The following is a 14,890-nucleotide window of genomic DNA, read 5'->3' on the forward strand; positions in this document are numbered from 1 at the left end:
GTGGCCGCACAGTGGCAAGCCTCCGGTTAACCCCTTGTGCCATCAAGGTGATCGCGTCATAACGCAAACAGCGGCTGCCGTCACACACACCCAACATACGAGTGGGCAGCAATCCTAGAGGCGACCTCGCTCGTCCGTCCTGCCGGTCTGCTGATGGGCAGGTTGAGCAGTTGATCCCAGAACCAGATTGTCCCGCTGCGCAAGATCGCCAGCCCCCGGCGAACCAGTGATGGACATCTCTTCTTCGCCAGTACGATCTGGCAGCATCGCCTCACAGGGGAACCATCAACGAGGATCAGTCATGAACAAGGCCGTTTCGACTATCGCCGTCCTGCTTTTTTCCGCTATTGCCTCAATGGGCATATCGCCGTCGGCTCGAGCCCAGAGCGTCACGCTCGACTGTGCCGGCAGTGACCTTTGTTACGCGGACGTCAGCCCGCCAGGCACGTACAACTACGCGTGGACGTTCAATTCCAATGGGCTGTTCGTCATTTATCCTGGCAACTGCACAAATCAAGTTTATTGCAGCTTCTATTGCCCTCGGGCCAGTGGCTATATCACGGCCAATGTCCTTGTCACAGATGCAAACAATCAGTTCGTGGGTTCAGCCAGCACCCGCGCGCTTTGCACGCCAGAGCCGATATAAGCGCATTAAGTAGCGGCCGGTGCGCTTGGTCGCGACCAGCGCACCTCGCCACTGGTTTTCTGTCCGGTTGGTCTACTTATGCTCCAGCCACCGACGCAAGCCGCTCATCGGCTTCGTGCCGCTACAGGCGAGGTGCGGACCTTCGCCTCAGACATCGGTGACGACTGACTTCCTTCAACGCCGCGCAGTAGCCCTGGTACAGATTCGCCGCCGGCAGTTGGCCTTGCGCATGCATCAGCGGTGCAGCGCCGGCAGCCGGTAGAACGGCACCCGCACGTACTGGTGGCGCTCAATGTGGTGGTGGATGGCGCGCGGCCCGCAGAAGAAGGTCTGCCAGTTGCGCGGGACGATGGGTGCGCGCATTGCGGCGCTGGTCGTCGCAGGCGCGATGGCCGGCATCCTCGGTGATGGCGCGGATGCGCGAACAGCTGCAGGAAGGTCAGCGCCGGCAGCAGCCACAGGCCCACGTACAGCCAGGCATGCCCAAGCGCGGCGAGCGTGCCCAGCAACGCGCCATTGCTGACCAGGATCGAGCCCAGCACCCGCGGCAGGTGGCCGGCCGGCGCAGGCGCTGCGGGTCCGGCGCCACGCGGCCGGCGCCGCCGCAGCGCATTGCGCACGGCGAGCACGTAACCGATGCCGGTGACGTCGCGCAGCAACCGTCCCAGCAGGCGCCTCCGCGTGACCGGATAGTCGGCGATGCCGAACACGATCGCCACCGGATCGTCGGCCACCATCGGCGCGCGGTGGTGCTGCAGGTGCCGCTGGCGATAGGCGAACAGCGACAGCAGCAGCGGTCCGGCCGCGAACAGTTGCGCCAGCACGTCGTTGCGCGCCCTCGTGCATCATCACCGCCAGCGCCCGCTGGGTGCTGGCGACGATCACCGTCGCCAGCGGGAACCGCCACGCGCGTTGCGCGATGGCGCGTGCGCCGCCGCGCTAGCGGCGCGCGCCGTCAGCGGCGCCGCCACACCAGGCAGCGGTTGTTGGCCGGCATGGCCACGTCGTCCAGCAGCGCCAGCCCCTGTGCGCGCGCCAGCGCGTCCACCGCCTCGAAATCGCGCACGCCGCTGGCCGCGTCGCGCGCCTTCAGCCAGGCATCGAACGCGCGGTTGCTGGCGCTGTTGAACTGGCCGCCGTAGTTGAACGGTCCGTACACCGCCACGGTGCCGGCGCCGGACGCGTCGGCGCCCAGCAGCCGGCCGGCGCCGGCGAAGAAGGCCTGCACCGACGGCCAGTCCATGATGTGCAGCGTGTTGGCGCTGAACACCGCGTCGTAGCCGGCCGCCGGCCACGGGCCGTCGCGCACGTCCAGCGCCAGCGGCGGCGGCGTGTTCGGCAACGCCGCCTCATGCAGCCATAACCCGATGCCGGGCAGGTGCTCGGCGCGTTCGCTGCACTGCCAGGTCAGATGCGGCAGCGCCGCGGCGAAATGCACCGCGTGCTGGCCGGTGCCGCTGCCGATCTCGAGCACCCGCCGGCTGTGCGCGAAGCAGCGCCGCAGCACCTGCAGGATCGGTTCGCGATTGCGTTCGCACGACGGCGCGTAGGGCTTTTCGTTCATTCGGGTTCTTTCAGCTCACCGATGCGGCGCGGCCTCCGATACCCGCGCCACCGCGTGCCGTCGAACGGATCCGCGCCGGACAATGCCCCCACTTCGCACAGGCCGTGCCGGTATGCGCGCACTCGCCTCGAGTGGACCGGGCGCCGGCACGGTGACGCACACCGGACCGGCCGGGCGCGCGGATCCGCGGGGAAACTTCGCCGACCGCGCTGATGCGAGTGCGGCGCTCGACGGCGCGATCGCGCTGTGGAGGCCCTCCGTCCCAGCGGATTCCACGGGATGGTTTTGGGCTTCGTGCCGGAGACGAGGCTTCGCCAGGATCGCCGACCACATTCGCCGCGGCGCCGCCATGCGCTCAGCTGCGCGAACGCACGAAGATGCGCTTGCCGCCGCCTTCGTTGCCGCGCTCCTCGATCTCGAACTGCGCCGACAGCCGCCGCAACAGGTCGCTGAGCTTCTTGTGCCCGTACAGGCGCGGATCGAAGTCCGGCCGCACCTTGTTCAGATAGCTTCCGACGCTGCCGAGGCCGGCCCAGCCCTGGTCGTCGGAGGCCTCCTCGATGGCCTGGCGCAACAGCTTCAGCGGCGCCGACAGCGGCGCCGGCTTGGCGTCCGTGCCCGCCGCGGCGGGAGGCGCGGCCGCAGGCACCACTGGTGCCTCCGGCTTGGCGGCGGCCGCGGACTGCGGTTTCTTGCCGCCCTTGTTCGCCGCGGCCTTGGCCGGCGCCGGCGCGGCCACGGCCGGCTTGGACGGCTCGGCGCTGGCCGCCTCGCTGCGCAGCACCTCGGTGTAGATGAACTTGTCGCAGGCCTGCACGAACGCGTCCGGCGTCTTGCGCTCGCCGAAGCCGTACACGGTCGGCCCTTCCTCGCGCAGGCGCTGCGCCAGGCGGGTGAAGTCGCTGTCGCTGGAGACCAGGCAGAACCCGTCGAAGCGCCCGGTGTACAGCAGGTCCATCGCGTCGATGATCAGCGAGCTGTCGGTGGCGTTCTTGCCGCTGGTGTAGGCGAACTGCTGCACCGGGCTGATCGAATGCTTCAGCAGCGCCTGCTTCCACTGGGTCATGCGCGTGCTGGTGAAGTCGCCGTAGATGCGCTTGACGCTGGCCACGCCGTACTTGGCCACTTCGGCCAGCAACCCTTCGATCACCGAAGGCTGCGCGTTGTCGGCGTCGATCAGCACGGCCAGGCGCGGCTGGTCGTCGTCGGCGTCGGATCTGGAACGGGTTTTCATTGCGGCGGTCCTGCGCGAAAACGAAAGCGGCGGCCCGGAGCGCAGCGCGGTGGCGCCGGCACGCCCAGGCGCCAGGCACCACTGTGCCATTCCCGGCCAACCGGGGCCAGCGCCGGCGAACGGCGCCACGTCCCTGTCTCCGCATGCGATGGAGGCGAAAGGATACTGGCGCCGCGTGGCCGGCTTTGCGCGATCCGCCGAACGCGGGACCGGCGCGACGCAGGCCGCGCGCGGCGGCACCTGCCAGCGGGGCGCAGCAACACTGGCGTCACCGCGTCACGCGGCATCCATTTCCGTGGACAGCGCGATCGCCCGCTGCGCTTCCAGTTCGGCCAGGCGCGACTGCAGCGCCGTGCGCACGTGCGCGTACGCCTGCGCGCCGAGCAGCAGGCGTCGCGGCGCCGGGGACACGTCGAACGATGCGAGCATCTGGCGCACCATCTTGTGCGGGTCGCCGAACACGAAGCTGCCTTCTTCCAGCGCGCGGCGCAGCGCCTGCACCGGGGTGTCCGCATAGGTCGGGCTGGGCGCGGTGCGGTCCAGGCCGCGGCCGAAGTCGGTCGCCGCCGGGCCGGGCTCGACCAGGGTGAACTCGATGCCGAACGGCGCCACTTCCTGCGCCACCGCCTCGACGAAACCCTCGATGCCCCACTTGCTGGCGTGGTACAGGCTGAAACCCGGATAGGCGATCTGCCCGCCTTCCGAGGACACCTGCACGATGCGTCCGCCGCCCTGCGCGCGCAGGTGCGGCAGCACCGCGCGGATCAGCTGGATCGAGCCGACCAGGTTGGTTTCCAGTTGCCGGCGCAGCTGCGCGTCGCTGGCTTCCTCGGCGGCGCCGAACACCGCGTAGCCGGCGTTGCTGACCACCACGTCGATGCGTCCGAGTTCGGCGAAGGCGCGGCCGGTCACCGCGCGCAGCGCCGCGTCGTCGGTCACGTCCAGCGCCGCCACCCACAGTCGCGGGCCGTATTCGGCCTTCAGGTCGTCCAGCGCCTCGGGCCGGCGCGCGGTGGCGGCGACGCGATCGCCGCGTGCCAGCAGCCGCTCGGTCAGCAGGCGGCCGAAGCCGGACGAGGTTCCGGTGATGAAATAGGTGCGATTCATGGGCTTGCCTCGCGCAGGGGCCACGGGAGCGTGGCGGGTCGGGTTCCAGACTAGGCGCGCTCCACCGCTGTTACTATCCGTCCAATCCCGCATGCGCCAGTGAAAATCACCCATGAATCAGCGGCCCGCCCTGACCGACCTCAGCGCCTTCGCCGCGATCGTGGCCCACCGCAGCTTTCGCAAGGCCGCCGACGAGCTCGGGCTGTCGCCGTCCACGCTCAGCCACATGATGCGTACGCTGGAAGCGCGCATGGGCGTGCGCCTGCTGCACCGGACCACGCGCAGCGTGGCGCCCACCGAAGCCGGCGCGCGGCTGGTCGCGCGGCTGCAGCCGCTGCTGCGCGAGCTGGACCTGGCGCTGGACGACGCGGGCAGCTTCGCCCGCGGTCCCAGCGGCACGTTGCGCATCAACGCCAACGAGACCGCCGCGCGCCTGCTGCTGCAACGCGTGGTGCCGGCGTTCCTGCAGCGCTACCCGGCGATGGCGCTGGACCTGGTCAGCGAGGGCCGCCTGGTCGACATCGTCGCCGCCGGCTTCGACGCCGGCGTGCGCCTGGGCGAAGCGCTGCCGCAGGACATGATCGCGGTGCCGTTCGGCGGCCCGCAGCGCTTCATCGCCGCCGCCTCGCCGGCGTACCTGGCACGGCATCCGCCGCCGCGCACGCCCGACGAACTCGCCCAGCACACCTGCATCGGCTTCCGCCTGCCCAGCGGCAAGCCGTATCGCTGGGAGTTCGCGCGCCACGACCAGGAGCTGGCGGTGGAGGTCGGCGGCCCGCTCACCCTGGACCACATGGGGCTGATGGCCGACGCCGCGGTCGCCGGCATGGGCATCGCCTACCTGTCGGAGGTCGCGGTGCAGGCGCAGCTGGACAGCGGTGCGCTAGTACGCGTGCTGGACGAGTGGTGCCCGCCGCTGCCGGGGCTGTTCCTGTACTACCCGGGCCACCGCCACGTGCCGGCGGGGCTGCAGGCGTTCATCGGGGTGCTGCGGGAACTGGGGTAGGCGCAGCCGAACCGGCGCGGTGCGCGCGAACGCGCACGGAGCCGGCGCCGGGTCCGCTCACACGTGCCAGGTCGCATCCACCACCGCCGCGCACCGCGCGCCGTCACTGCGCCGCCGGCAACGCCTCGTAGGCCTGGCGCACCGCGGCCTCGCCGTACTGCCGCTCCAGCCGGCGGATGATGAAATGGCCGCGCGCCATCGCCTGGAAATGCGCGATGAACAGCGTATTGAGCGCCGCGCCGCTGGCCGCGCCGACCAGCGGCACCGCCTGCGCCGCCAGCTTCTCGCTGACCGTCACCGAGAACTTCGCCGCGATCCGCGCCACCATCGACACCAGCGCCGGCGCGCCCTTGCTGCCCAGCCCATGCGCGGCGATGTACTGCGCCGCCGCGCTGAGCTGCTGCGCCATCGCCGTGCGCACCGCGAAATAGCCCGACTCGCTGCCGTCGTCGCGGCGGCTGCGCCCGCCGTGCGCGAGCACTTCCAGGCACGCCAGCGCGGTGGCCGGGTCCTCCAGCCGCTCGCCCTCGGCGCGGGCGATGTCGGCGATGGAGCGCAGCATCAGCGTGGTGGTCAGCGGCAGCTCCACCGCCAACCCGGCCAGGCCGAAGAAGCCGCCGGCCGCCCCGGTCGCCGCCACCGCCAGCCCGTGCAGGCGCGGACGCGCCTTGCCCGGCGCGTCCTTGCGCAGGGTCAGCAGCGCCGAGCGCAGCGCCACGTTCAGCGCGTGGCGGCTGATCGCGTCGATACGCGAGGTCACGAAGCGGGGCAGCCGCCGGCTCAGCAGGTGCTCGATCGGCGCGCCGACCGCATTGGCCACCTGCGCCGCCAGCCCGGGATGCTCGAGCAGGGCATGCGCCTGCGCCAGTTCGCGCTGGTGGGCCGCGTCCATCACCAGGACGGGAAACTGATCGGTCATTGCGGCTCCTGGTTGCGTCGCGGCCGGCGCCACGGGCTCCGCCAATGCGGGGTGCAGAGCGCCAGCCTAAACGCCGCCGATGGCGGCCAGGTTAAGCGTCCGCCTGCGCCAGCACGTTGAGCAACGGCAGCAGGTCCTCGCGCTCGCGCGGCCGCACCGCGCGCGCCACCTCCTCGCCGTCGCGCAGCAGCACCACGGTCGGCCACAGCTTCACCGCGAAGGCGCGGCCCAGCGGCCGGCCCTTGCCGTCCTCGACCTTGTGGTACGGGACCTGTTCGAACGGCCCCAGCAGCTTCTGCAGCAACGGCTGCGCGGCCTGGCAATGGCCGCACCAGCCGGTGCCGAATTCCAGCAGCTGCAGCCCCGGCTGCGAGCGCACCTGCGCCGCCGCCGGCGCCTCGGCGCTGTATTCGCGCGGAAAGGCCATCGCGGCAGTCAGGACAGCGCGCGCTGGATGTCTTCCAGCGGCAGGTTGGTCAGGTCCTTGGCCACGTCGCCGACCAGGCGCTGCTGCGTCTCCTTGTGCAACAACGGTCGGATGCGACCCAGCGTGGTCGGGTCCGCCACCAGCACCAGATGCTCGTAGCGCTGCTTCAGCGCGCCCTCGTTGAGCGCCTGCGCCACCTGCTTGGCGAAGGTGGACTCGTCCAGTTCCGCCTCCGTGGTGCGCTGCGGCATCTTGCCGGCCGGCCCTTCGTCGTCCACGTTCTGCACGTCGGTACGCGCATGCTGGCGCAACACCACGCCATCGCGGCCGCCGACGTTGACGAACCAGCGCGCCTCGCCGCCGTCGACCACCACCACCAGTGCGTTCTCGGGAATCTGTAACGACATCGCTCGCTCTCCTCACCTGCCTGCCGATGCGGCACGCAACCACCGTAGGCCACGCGATGTAAGCGCCGCGGCAAGGCGAGGGATGCGCCGCGTCAGTTCCGTGGCGCCATGGCCGGCGGCGTCAACGCACGAACAGCACGTCCAGGTCCTGGCGCGGCACGAAGTCCTTCTGCTGGAACTGGAAGGTGAGCGGGTCGATGCGCTCGAGGTCGCCATCGAAGCACAGGCTGAGCAGGTCGGTAGGCTCGCGCTTCCTGATCGTGAGCTGGAAGTCCTGGATCGGCCCCTTCCAGTTGTTGCCGGTCAGCAGCACGTAGCGCAGGTTGGCCCAGCCCACGCCGTAGGCCTTTTCGCGCCGGCGGATGCCCTGCTGGGCGGCGGCGTCCAGGCAACTGCTCCTGGCGTAGGTCTGGATGAGGGTGGCGGCCGGGATCGGCACGCCGCTGGACACGCTGGGCGTGTAGCGGTGGCGGATCGACACCGGCTTGCCGGCCGGGAAGCGCTGCTGCCAGGTGAAGTACTCGCTGAGGGTGAAGCGCGGCTGCCCGTCCGGGTCGAACCAGCGCGCCGGTAGCGGCTTCCTGCCCTTGGGCAGCGTGCCGGATTCGACGAAGCCGGCCAGCTCGTCCACGCGCCAGCCGCTGGCCGCCCACTCGCGCGAGACGTCGGCGTCGCCGAGCCTGGCCACCAGCTTGCGCTCGGTACGGACCGGCGTGCCGTCGACCCACAGCGCGAACTCGGTGAGCTCGCTGTGGTCGGCCGGGCCGAAGTACATCGGCGGCATCGGGAACGCGATCGGCACCCGCAGTTCGCGCGCGCTGGTGTTGGTGAACACGTAGTCCACCCGCACCTCGTCCTCGCTGATGAACAAGGCTTCCTTGCTCATGCGGATGTCCGGCTGCTCGAGCAGGCGGATGCTGCCGTTGTCGTCGCCGAAGCTGCTGTCGTTGGCGTGGGCGACGGTGGCCAGCCACGGCGCGATGGCGAGCAGCGCGCGGGCCAGAAGCGGTGGGGTGGTCATGGATCGGCCGGAAGGAAGACAAGGGTGGCGATGCGCGGCGACAGCGCATCGCCGGGCCAAGTTTAATCCGACCCGCCGCATCGGAGCGCGCGCCCCTCGTCGCCGTGGCGTGCGCGGCTCACGCTCGCAAGACTTCTTCGGCTTCGCACTCGTCCCGCACCGCGCCCGGCGTTTCCGCTGGGCGCCCTGCATCCTCAGCCGACGAAGCAGCCGGCGCGGTCCAGGTCCGCCAGCAGGCCCGGAGGGCCCGGCTGCCACGCCAGCTGCGCGCGGCTCCAGGCGCGGGAGGCCGCCACGTCGTGGCTGGCGAAGCGGCCCATGCCCATGCGGGGCCGCTCCCACGCGTCCCGAATGCACGCAGCAGGTCAGCAAGCGCCTCCGATCGATTGCGCCACCGCGCCTGGCCAGTCGATGGCCGCGCAGGTTCAGGCCAGGTATTTCCTGAACCACGCGATGGTGCGGTCCCAGGCCAGCGTCGCCGCCGCCGCGTCGTAGCGCGGCGTGGAGTCGTTGTGGAAACCGTGGTGGGTGCCGGGGTAGACGTAGGCCTCGTAGGCCTTGTGGTTGGCCTTCAGCGCGGCCTCGTAGGCGGCCCAGCCGGCATTGATGCGCTCGTCCGTTTCGGCGTAGTGGATCAGCAGCGGCGCCTTGATCGCCGGAACCTCTTCCGCGCGCGGCTGGCGGCCGTAGAACGGCACCGCCGCCGCCAGTTCCGGATACGCCGCCGCCGCGGCGTTGGACACGCCGCCGCCGTAGCAGAAGCCGGTGATGCCGACCCTGCCGGTGCTGCGGCCTTCGGCCAGCAGGTATTCGATGGCGGCGAAGAAGTCGTTCATCAGCTTCTCCGGATCCACCTTGGCCTGCAGCTCGCGGCCCTTGTCGTCGTTGCCCGGGTAGCCGCCGACCGAGCTCAGCCCGTCCGGCGCCAGCGCCACGAACCCGGCCTTGGCCACGCGCCGGGCCACGTCCTCGATGTAGGGATTGAGCCCGCGATTCTCGTGCACCACCACCACGCCCGGTACCGCCGCCTTGGCCGCCGCCGGCCGCACCAGATAGCCGCGCACCTGCCCATGGCCCTTGGGCGAGGGATAGCGGATGTACTCGGCGACGATGTCCGGGTCGGTGAACTCCACCTGCGTGGCCATCGCGTAGTCCGGACCCAGCGACGCCAGGATCGCCGACGCCGACAACCCGGCCACCGCGAAGGCGGCGGCGCCGTCCAGGAACTGGCGCCGGCTGATCTTGCCGTGCACGTAGCCGTCGTACAGCTCCAGCAACTCGGGGGCGAAGTCCTTGGCGGTCAGGCGGGGCATGGCGGGCTCCTGCGGAGATCGGGACGCCGAACATAGCAAGCCGCCATGGCCGCGTCAGCGCCGGCGTTGCCCGCGACCGGTGCCGGTCCTGCGGGGCTGAGTCCGCCGTGCTTGCCTTCCCCAGCGTTCGCCACAGGAGAGCCGGTGGCCCCAGCTCACCCCGCCAGCGGCGGCGGCCGCACGCACAGCCAGATGGCGCACCAGTGCGACAGCGCGCCGCCCAGCACGTGCGCGTGCCAGATGGCGCGGTTGTAGACCATCGACTTGCGCACGTAGAAGCCCACGCCCACGGTGTAGAACGCGCCGCCGGCGGCGATGAGCCAGAGCACCGCGCTGTCCAGGCCGGCCATGATCGGCTTGATCGCCACGATGCCGGCCCAGCCCAGCAGCAGGTAGATCGCGACCCAGAAGCCCTTGCTGATGCCGGGCAGGAACAGCTTGGCGAACACCCCGAACAGCGCCACGCTCCACACCGCCAGGGTCATCGACCAGACCCAGGCGCCGGACAGCGTCAACAGGAGGAACGGGGTGTAGGAGCCGGCGATCATCACGAAGATGCCGGCGTGGTCCAGCTTGCGCAGCGTCGGCTGGCGCTGCGGCGGGGCGAAGTTGTAGGCGGCCGAGCAGGCGAACATCACCAGCAGTCCCAGCGCGTAGATGCAGGTGGCCAGGATCAGCGCCTGATTGGCCGACGCGCGCCAGATCAGCAACGCGCCACCGACGATGGCCAGGCACAGCCCCGCCGCGTGCACGACCAGGTCGGCGCGGCGGGCGGCGGCGGTCTGGTAGTGCGCGGCGCTGGCATCGGGGGGCGTGGGCAAGGCGGTTCTTCGGCGCGTGGGGGAACCATGCGCGCGGCGGTGCCGGTGCGCGATGGGGCGCACAGGATACCCGCTGGCTTGGGCGCCCGTGCCGGCTTTCCCGTATACAGCGCGCGCCGCCCGGGTCGGCGGCGACCACGATGGATTGGCCGGCGCCCGCGCTGCGTTCGATCTTCTCCGGCCGCGCGCCCGGCGACCACGCGGCCGCCATCACGCGGCGGATCGCGCGCATCATGCCTCTCGCGCGGGTTCTGAACGCGGTCAGTCGGTCCATTCGTGCCGGCCGTGCCGTGTCTCATATCCTGAGACGCTTTTCCGCTTCCCTGTCCGCTTTGAGAGCCGTACCGATGCCCGCCCACGCCCTAGCCCGCCGCACCGAGGACGCCGAACGCGCCCTGTCCACCACTGGCGGCGAGCCTTCGCGCGACGGCGCGCTGCTGACCGAGCGGCTGGAGCGGCGCTACCACGACCGCATCACCGGCAGCTTCATGATCCCCGGCCGCGAGGGCCGCTACGCGCCGATCCCGGACGACGTGCCGGCGGCGCTGGTCGCGGCGCTGAAGGCGCGCGGCATCGAGCAGCTCTACAGCCACCAGGCCGAAGCCTGGGATGCGGCGCAGCGCGGCGAGCACGTGGCCATCGTCACCCCCACCGCGTCGGGCAAGTCGCTGTGCTACACGCTGCCGGTGGTGGCCGCGGCGATGACCGCGCAGGCAAAGGCGCTGTACCTGTTCCCGACCAAGGCGCTGGCGCAGGACCAGGTGGCCGAGCTGCTGGAGCTCAACCGCGCCGGCGAACTGGGAGTGAAGGCCTTCACCTTCGACGGCGACACCCCGGGCGATGCGCGTCAGGCGATCCGCCTGCACGGCGACATCGTGGTCAGCAACCCGGACATGCTGCACCAGGCGATCCTGCCGCACCACACCAAGTGGGCGCAGTTCTTCGAGAACCTGCGCTACGTGGTGATCGACGAGATCCATACCTACCGCGGCGTGTTCGGCAGCCACGTCACCAACGTGCTGCGCCGGCTCAAGCGCATCTGCGCGTTCTACGGGGTGAAGCCGCAGTTCATCCTGTGCTCGGCGACGATCGGCAACCCGCGCGCGCATGCCGAGGCGTTGATCGAGCAGCGCGTGCATGCGATCACCGAATCCGGCGCGCCGTCGGGCGACAAGCACGTGCTGCTGTGGAACCCGCCGGTGGTCAACGCCGACCTGGGCCTGCGCGCGTCGGCGCGCTCGCAGAGCAACCGCATCGCGCGCATCGCGATCAAGAGCGGGCTGAAGACCCTGGTGTTCGCGCAGACCCGGCTGATGGTGGAAGTGCTGACCAAGTACCTCAAGGACATCTTCGACCACGACCCGCGCAAGCCGCCGCGCATCCGCGCCTACCGCGGCGGCTACCTGCCCACCGAGCGCCGCGAGGCCGAGCGCGCGATGCGCGCCGGCAGCATCGACGGCATCGTCTCCACCTCGGCGCTGGAACTGGGCGTGGACATCGGCTCGCTGGACGTGGTGGTGCTCAACGGCTACCCCGGCAGCGTGGCCGCGACCTGGCAGCGCTTCGGCCGCGCCGGCCGCCGCCAGCAGCCCTCGCTCGGCGTGCTGGTGGCCAGCTCGCAGCCGCTGGACCAGTACGTGGTGCGGCATCCGGACTTCTTCGCCGACGCCTCGCCCGAGCACGCGCGCACCGCGCCGGACCAGCCGCTGATCCTGTTCGACCACATCCGCTGCGCCGCGTTCGAGCTGACCTTCGTCGCCGGCGAGGCGTTCGGCCCGGTGGACCCGGAGGTGTTCCTGCAGGCGCTGGCCGAAAGCGAGGTGGTGCACCAGGAGGGCGATCGCTGGGAGTGGATCGCCGACAGCTACCCGGCCAACGCGGTGAGCCTGCGCTCGGTGGCCGACGGCAACTTCGTGGTGGTCGACAAGACCGATGGCAAGCAGCAGATCATCGCCGAGGTGGACTATTCCGCTGCCGCGCTCACCCTGTACGAAGGCGCGATCCACATGGTGCAGAGCACCCCGTACCAGGTGGAGAAGCTGGACTGGGAAGGGCGCAAGGCCTACGTCACCCGCACCCACGTGGACTACTACACCGACAGCATCGACTTCACCAAGCTCAAGGTGCTGGACCGCTTCGACGGCGGCGCGGCCGGGCGCGGCGACAGCCACCACGGCGAGGTGCACGTGGTGCGGCGCGTGGCCGGCTACAAGAAGATCCGCTACTACACCCACGAGAACATCGGCTACGGTCCGGTCAACCTGCCCGACCAGGAGCTGCACACCACCGCGGTGTGGTGGCAGCTGCCGCAGGCCACGCTGCTGAAGGCCTTCGCCTCCAAGCAGGATGCGCTGGACGGCTTCCTCGGCGCGGCCTACGCGCTGCACGTGGTGGCCACGGTGGCGGTGATGGCCGACGCGCGCGACCTGCAGAAGGCGGTGGGCGACGGCGACGGCGCCTGGTTCGCGATGGCCGACGCCAAGGGCCGCGGCCAGCTGCGCGGCGGCGACAACGGCGAGCCGGTGGCGGTGGAGCTGCAGCAGTTCGTGCCCACCGTGTACCTGTACGACAACTTCCCCGGCGGCGTGGGCCTGAGCGAGCCGCTGTGGCAGCGCCAGGCCGAACTGGTGCAGCGCGCGCGCGAACTGGTGCAGCGCTGCGACTGCGTGGCCGGCTGCCCGGCCTGCGTCGGCCCGGTGCTGGCCGCGCAGGAGCAGAGCGCGACCACGCCCAAGGCGCTGGCGCTGCACGTGCTGCGCCTGCTGCTGGACGGCGCGGCGCTGGACGAGGACGCGACGACCGCGATCGACAGCGGGCTGGATGCGCTGCCGGAGTGGAGTGCATGAGCTTCGGCTTCAAACAACCGTGGACGTTGCACCGGCTGTCGCAAGGCGTGGTGCTGGATGGCGCGTCGAACGCAGTCGATGTCGATCTCCACACGCTGCCGGAGCGCAGCGCATGAGCGTCGGCCTCGGATATCCGTGCAGGGTGCGCTTGCTGCCGGAACGATCGGTGCGCGACAACGCATCGAATCGATCCACCGATCCCACCGCGTTGCCGAGGTCGCGCGTATGAGCGGCAGCCTGGAGCGTCGGTGCGCATCGCGTTTTCTGCTGGAACGGGAGGTGCTGGACTACGCATCGACCGCGGTCCATGCCGGTTCCGCAGCCTTGCCGGTGTCGCGCGCATGAGCATCAACCTCGAACGCCTGCGCGCGTTGCGCAAGCAGGCCGGCGCTGCGACCGTGGACGCGCCGCGTCCGTCGGCACCGGGCGCGCGGCCAAACAGCACTGCCGGCGCCGTAGCTGCCAAAGCGTCGGTACCCGTGCCTGCAAGGGCAGCCGCGCCCGCTGGCCGGCCCGCGCTGCTGCGCAAGCCACCACGCGTCACCGACGCGGCGCCCATCCCGCCCGCGTCGCGCCCACCGATGCCCGCGCGTACCGGCGACACCGCCGTCGCCGTGGCACCGCCGATCGCGATCGAACCGTTCGACCGGCGCGGCGCCGACGTCGCCTCGCTGCGGCGCCTGCTCGGCATGCGCGAACGCGCGGTGGCGCCGGCCGTGGCGCCGCGCAAGCCGCAGGCAGCCGACCGCCACCTGCCCGGACGCGAGATCGCGCCCGGCCTGCACCTGATCGAAGCGTTCCTGCCGCAGCCGATCCCCACCGCCGCGCTGTCGCTTGCCTTCGCCAAGCGCCAGGACGCGGTGCATCCGTCGGACGTGCTGTTCTTCGACACCGAGACCACCGGCCTGGCCGGCGGCACCGGCACCCGCGCGTTCATGATCGGCGCGGCCGACTGGTACCTGCACCCGCTGGAGGGCACCGGCCTGCGCATCCGCCAGCTGATGATGTCGACGATGGGCGCGGAGAAGGCGATGCTCGAAGCGTTCCGCGAATGGCTGGCGCCGGGCACGGTGCTGTCCAGCTACAACGGCCGCTGCTACGACGCGCCGCTGCTGAAGACCCGCTACCGGCTGGCGCGCTGCGCCGACCCGCTGTCGGCGCTGGACCACGTGGACCTGCTGCATCCCACCCGCCGCCGCTACCGCGGCACCTGGGAGAACTGCAAGCTGGCCACCATCGAACGCCAGCTGCTGCGCATCGTGCGCGAGGACGACCTGCCCGGTTCCGAAGCGCCGGCGGCGTGGCTGAGCTACCTGCGCGGCGGCAGCGCGCGCAACCTGCGCCGCGTGGCCGCGCACAACCACCAGGATGTGGTGACGCTGGCGCTGCTGATGCAGCGGCTGGTGGCGGCCGAAGCGGAGGATCGCGACGTGGTGCCGTTCGTGGAAGCGCCGTAGCGCAGACGTTCTTGCGCTGGCGCCGCCTTGTGGCGCTGCGTGAGTTGGATGCCGAGGCTTCGCCCGTACCCTCATCCGGCCCTGCGGGCCACCTTCTCCCGATGGGAAAGGGAACAGCGCGG

The 14,890-nt window shown here is 70.9% G+C and carries 15 protein-coding genes; 4 read left to right on the forward strand and 11 right to left on the reverse strand.

Going from position 1 to position 14,890, the window contains the following annotated elements; genetic code table 11:
- Positions 1-301: 301 nt before the first annotated feature.
- Entirely contained in the window at positions 302-646 is a 345-nt protein-coding gene (locus tag JR065_RS10040; RefSeq protein ID WP_206233966.1) for a hypothetical protein, read from the forward strand.
- 104 nt (positions 647-750) lie between these two features.
- Here the strand turns inward: JR065_RS10040 and JR065_RS10045 are convergent, their stop codons facing one another.
- The 4 genes from JR065_RS10045 to JR065_RS10060 form a co-directional block, all read right to left on the reverse strand.
- Complete coding sequence (locus tag JR065_RS10045) at positions 751-1,470, reverse strand: fatty acid desaturase (protein ID WP_343237260.1); 720 nt, start codon at positions 1,468-1,470, stop codon at positions 751-753.
- Positions 1,471-1,601: 131 nt separating this feature from the next.
- Positions 1,602-2,210: a DUF938 domain-containing protein gene (locus tag JR065_RS10050; RefSeq protein ID WP_206233968.1), complete on the reverse strand. Its 609-nt coding sequence runs from the start codon at positions 2,208-2,210 to the stop codon at positions 1,602-1,604.
- 355 nt (positions 2,211-2,565) lie between these two features.
- Positions 2,566-3,444, reverse strand: coding sequence for an NYN domain-containing protein (locus JR065_RS10055; protein ID WP_206233969.1), 879 nt, complete (start codon positions 3,442-3,444; stop codon positions 2,566-2,568).
- A 276-nt stretch (positions 3,445-3,720) separates the two neighbouring features.
- Complete coding sequence (locus JR065_RS10060) at positions 3,721-4,551, reverse strand: SDR family oxidoreductase (protein WP_206233970.1); 831 nt, start codon at positions 4,549-4,551, stop codon at positions 3,721-3,723.
- A gap of 112 nt (positions 4,552-4,663) precedes the next feature.
- Between JR065_RS10060 and JR065_RS10065 the strand changes: the two genes are divergently transcribed.
- On the forward strand, positions 4,664-5,557 hold the full coding sequence (locus tag JR065_RS10065) for a LysR family transcriptional regulator (protein WP_206233971.1): 894 nt from the start codon (positions 4,664-4,666) through the stop codon (positions 5,555-5,557).
- A gap of 103 nt (positions 5,558-5,660) precedes the next feature.
- Here the strand turns inward: JR065_RS10065 and JR065_RS10070 are convergent, their stop codons facing one another.
- The 7 genes from JR065_RS10070 to trhA form a co-directional block, all read right to left on the reverse strand.
- Complete coding sequence (locus JR065_RS10070) at positions 5,661-6,449, reverse strand: EcsC family protein (protein WP_206234005.1); 789 nt, start codon at positions 6,447-6,449, stop codon at positions 5,661-5,663.
- Between the two features lie 118 nt (positions 6,450-6,567).
- The gene (locus JR065_RS10075; RefSeq protein ID WP_206233972.1) at positions 6,568-6,903 is read right to left on the reverse strand and encodes a thioredoxin family protein; all 336 of its coding nucleotides are present in this window, start codon (positions 6,901-6,903) and stop codon (positions 6,568-6,570) included.
- Positions 6,904-6,911: 8 nt separating this feature from the next.
- Entirely contained in the window at positions 6,912-7,310 is a 399-nt protein-coding gene (locus JR065_RS10080) for a host attachment family protein (RefSeq protein WP_206233975.1), read from the reverse strand.
- A gap of 121 nt (positions 7,311-7,431) precedes the next feature.
- A complete protein-coding gene (locus JR065_RS10085; RefSeq protein ID WP_206233976.1) occupies positions 7,432-8,331 on the reverse strand; it encodes a DUF4424 family protein in 900 nt (299 codons plus the stop codon).
- A gap of 194 nt (positions 8,332-8,525) precedes the next feature.
- A complete protein-coding gene (locus tag JR065_RS21705) occupies positions 8,526-8,657 on the reverse strand; it encodes a hypothetical protein (RefSeq protein ID WP_277420137.1) in 132 nt (43 codons plus the stop codon).
- A 99-nt stretch (positions 8,658-8,756) separates the two neighbouring features.
- Entirely contained in the window at positions 8,757-9,644 is an 888-nt protein-coding gene (gene yghX / locus JR065_RS10090) for a YghX family hydrolase (RefSeq protein ID WP_206233977.1), read from the reverse strand.
- Positions 9,645-9,799: 155 nt separating this feature from the next.
- Positions 9,800-10,465, reverse strand: a complete 666-nt coding sequence (trhA, locus tag JR065_RS10095) for a PAQR family membrane homeostasis protein TrhA (RefSeq protein ID WP_206233978.1) — start codon at positions 10,463-10,465, stop codon at positions 9,800-9,802.
- Between the two features lie 347 nt (positions 10,466-10,812).
- Here trhA and JR065_RS10100 point away from each other — a divergent pair, with 347 nt between their 5' ends.
- Together JR065_RS10100 and JR065_RS10105 are read left to right on the forward strand one after the other, a co-directional pair.
- Positions 10,813-13,311: a DEAD/DEAH box helicase gene (locus JR065_RS10100; RefSeq protein WP_206233979.1), complete on the forward strand. Its 2,499-nt coding sequence runs from the start codon at positions 10,813-10,815 to the stop codon at positions 13,309-13,311.
- A gap of 341 nt (positions 13,312-13,652) precedes the next feature.
- Positions 13,653-14,768 (forward strand): ribonuclease H-like domain-containing protein, encoded by a 1,116-nt coding sequence (locus tag JR065_RS10105; RefSeq protein WP_206233980.1) that lies wholly within the window; start codon positions 13,653-13,655, stop codon positions 14,766-14,768.
- Positions 14,769-14,890: the final 122 nt, after the last annotated feature.

This window comes from Xanthomonas sp. (genome assembly GCF_017163755.1).
In the GTDB taxonomy this organism is placed as follows: Bacteria; Pseudomonadota; Gammaproteobacteria; order Xanthomonadales; family Xanthomonadaceae; genus Xanthomonas_A.

Bases quoted from the DNA above. Each gene is read 5' to 3' on its own strand.
- JR065_RS10085 (WP_206233976.1), bottom strand. From the start codon at position 8,331: ATGACCACCCCACCGCTTCTGGCCCGCGCGCTGCTCGCCATCGCGCCG.
- JR065_RS10105 (WP_206233980.1), top strand. From the start codon at position 13,653: ATGAGCATCAACCTCGAACGCCTGCGCGCGTTGCGCAAGCAGGCCGGC.
- JR065_RS21705 (WP_277420137.1), bottom strand. From the start codon at position 8,657: ATGGGCATGGGCCGCTTCGCCAGCCACGACGTGGCGGCCTCCCGCGCC.
- JR065_RS10050 (WP_206233968.1), bottom strand. From the start codon at position 2,210: ATGAACGAAAAGCCCTACGCGCCGTCGTGCGAACGCAATCGCGAACCG.
- JR065_RS10100 (WP_206233979.1), top strand. From the start codon at position 10,813: ATGCCCGCCCACGCCCTAGCCCGCCGCACCGAGGACGCCGAACGCGCC.
- yghX (WP_206233977.1), bottom strand. From the start codon at position 9,644: ATGCCCCGCCTGACCGCCAAGGACTTCGCCCCCGAGTTGCTGGAGCTG.
- JR065_RS10065 (WP_206233971.1), top strand. From the start codon at position 4,664: ATGAATCAGCGGCCCGCCCTGACCGACCTCAGCGCCTTCGCCGCGATC.
- JR065_RS10055 (WP_206233969.1), bottom strand. From the start codon at position 3,444: ATGAAAACCCGTTCCAGATCCGACGCCGACGACGACCAGCCGCGCCTG.
- JR065_RS10060 (WP_206233970.1), bottom strand. From the start codon at position 4,551: ATGAATCGCACCTATTTCATCACCGGAACCTCGTCCGGCTTCGGCCGC.
- JR065_RS10040 (WP_206233966.1), top strand. From the start codon at position 302: ATGAACAAGGCCGTTTCGACTATCGCCGTCCTGCTTTTTTCCGCTATT.
- JR065_RS10080 (WP_206233975.1), bottom strand. From the start codon at position 7,310: ATGTCGTTACAGATTCCCGAGAACGCACTGGTGGTGGTGGTCGACGGC.
- JR065_RS10075 (WP_206233972.1), bottom strand. From the start codon at position 6,903: ATGGCCTTTCCGCGCGAATACAGCGCCGAGGCGCCGGCGGCGGCGCAG.
- JR065_RS10070 (WP_206234005.1), bottom strand. From the start codon at position 6,449: ATGGACGCGGCCCACCAGCGCGAACTGGCGCAGGCGCATGCCCTGCTC.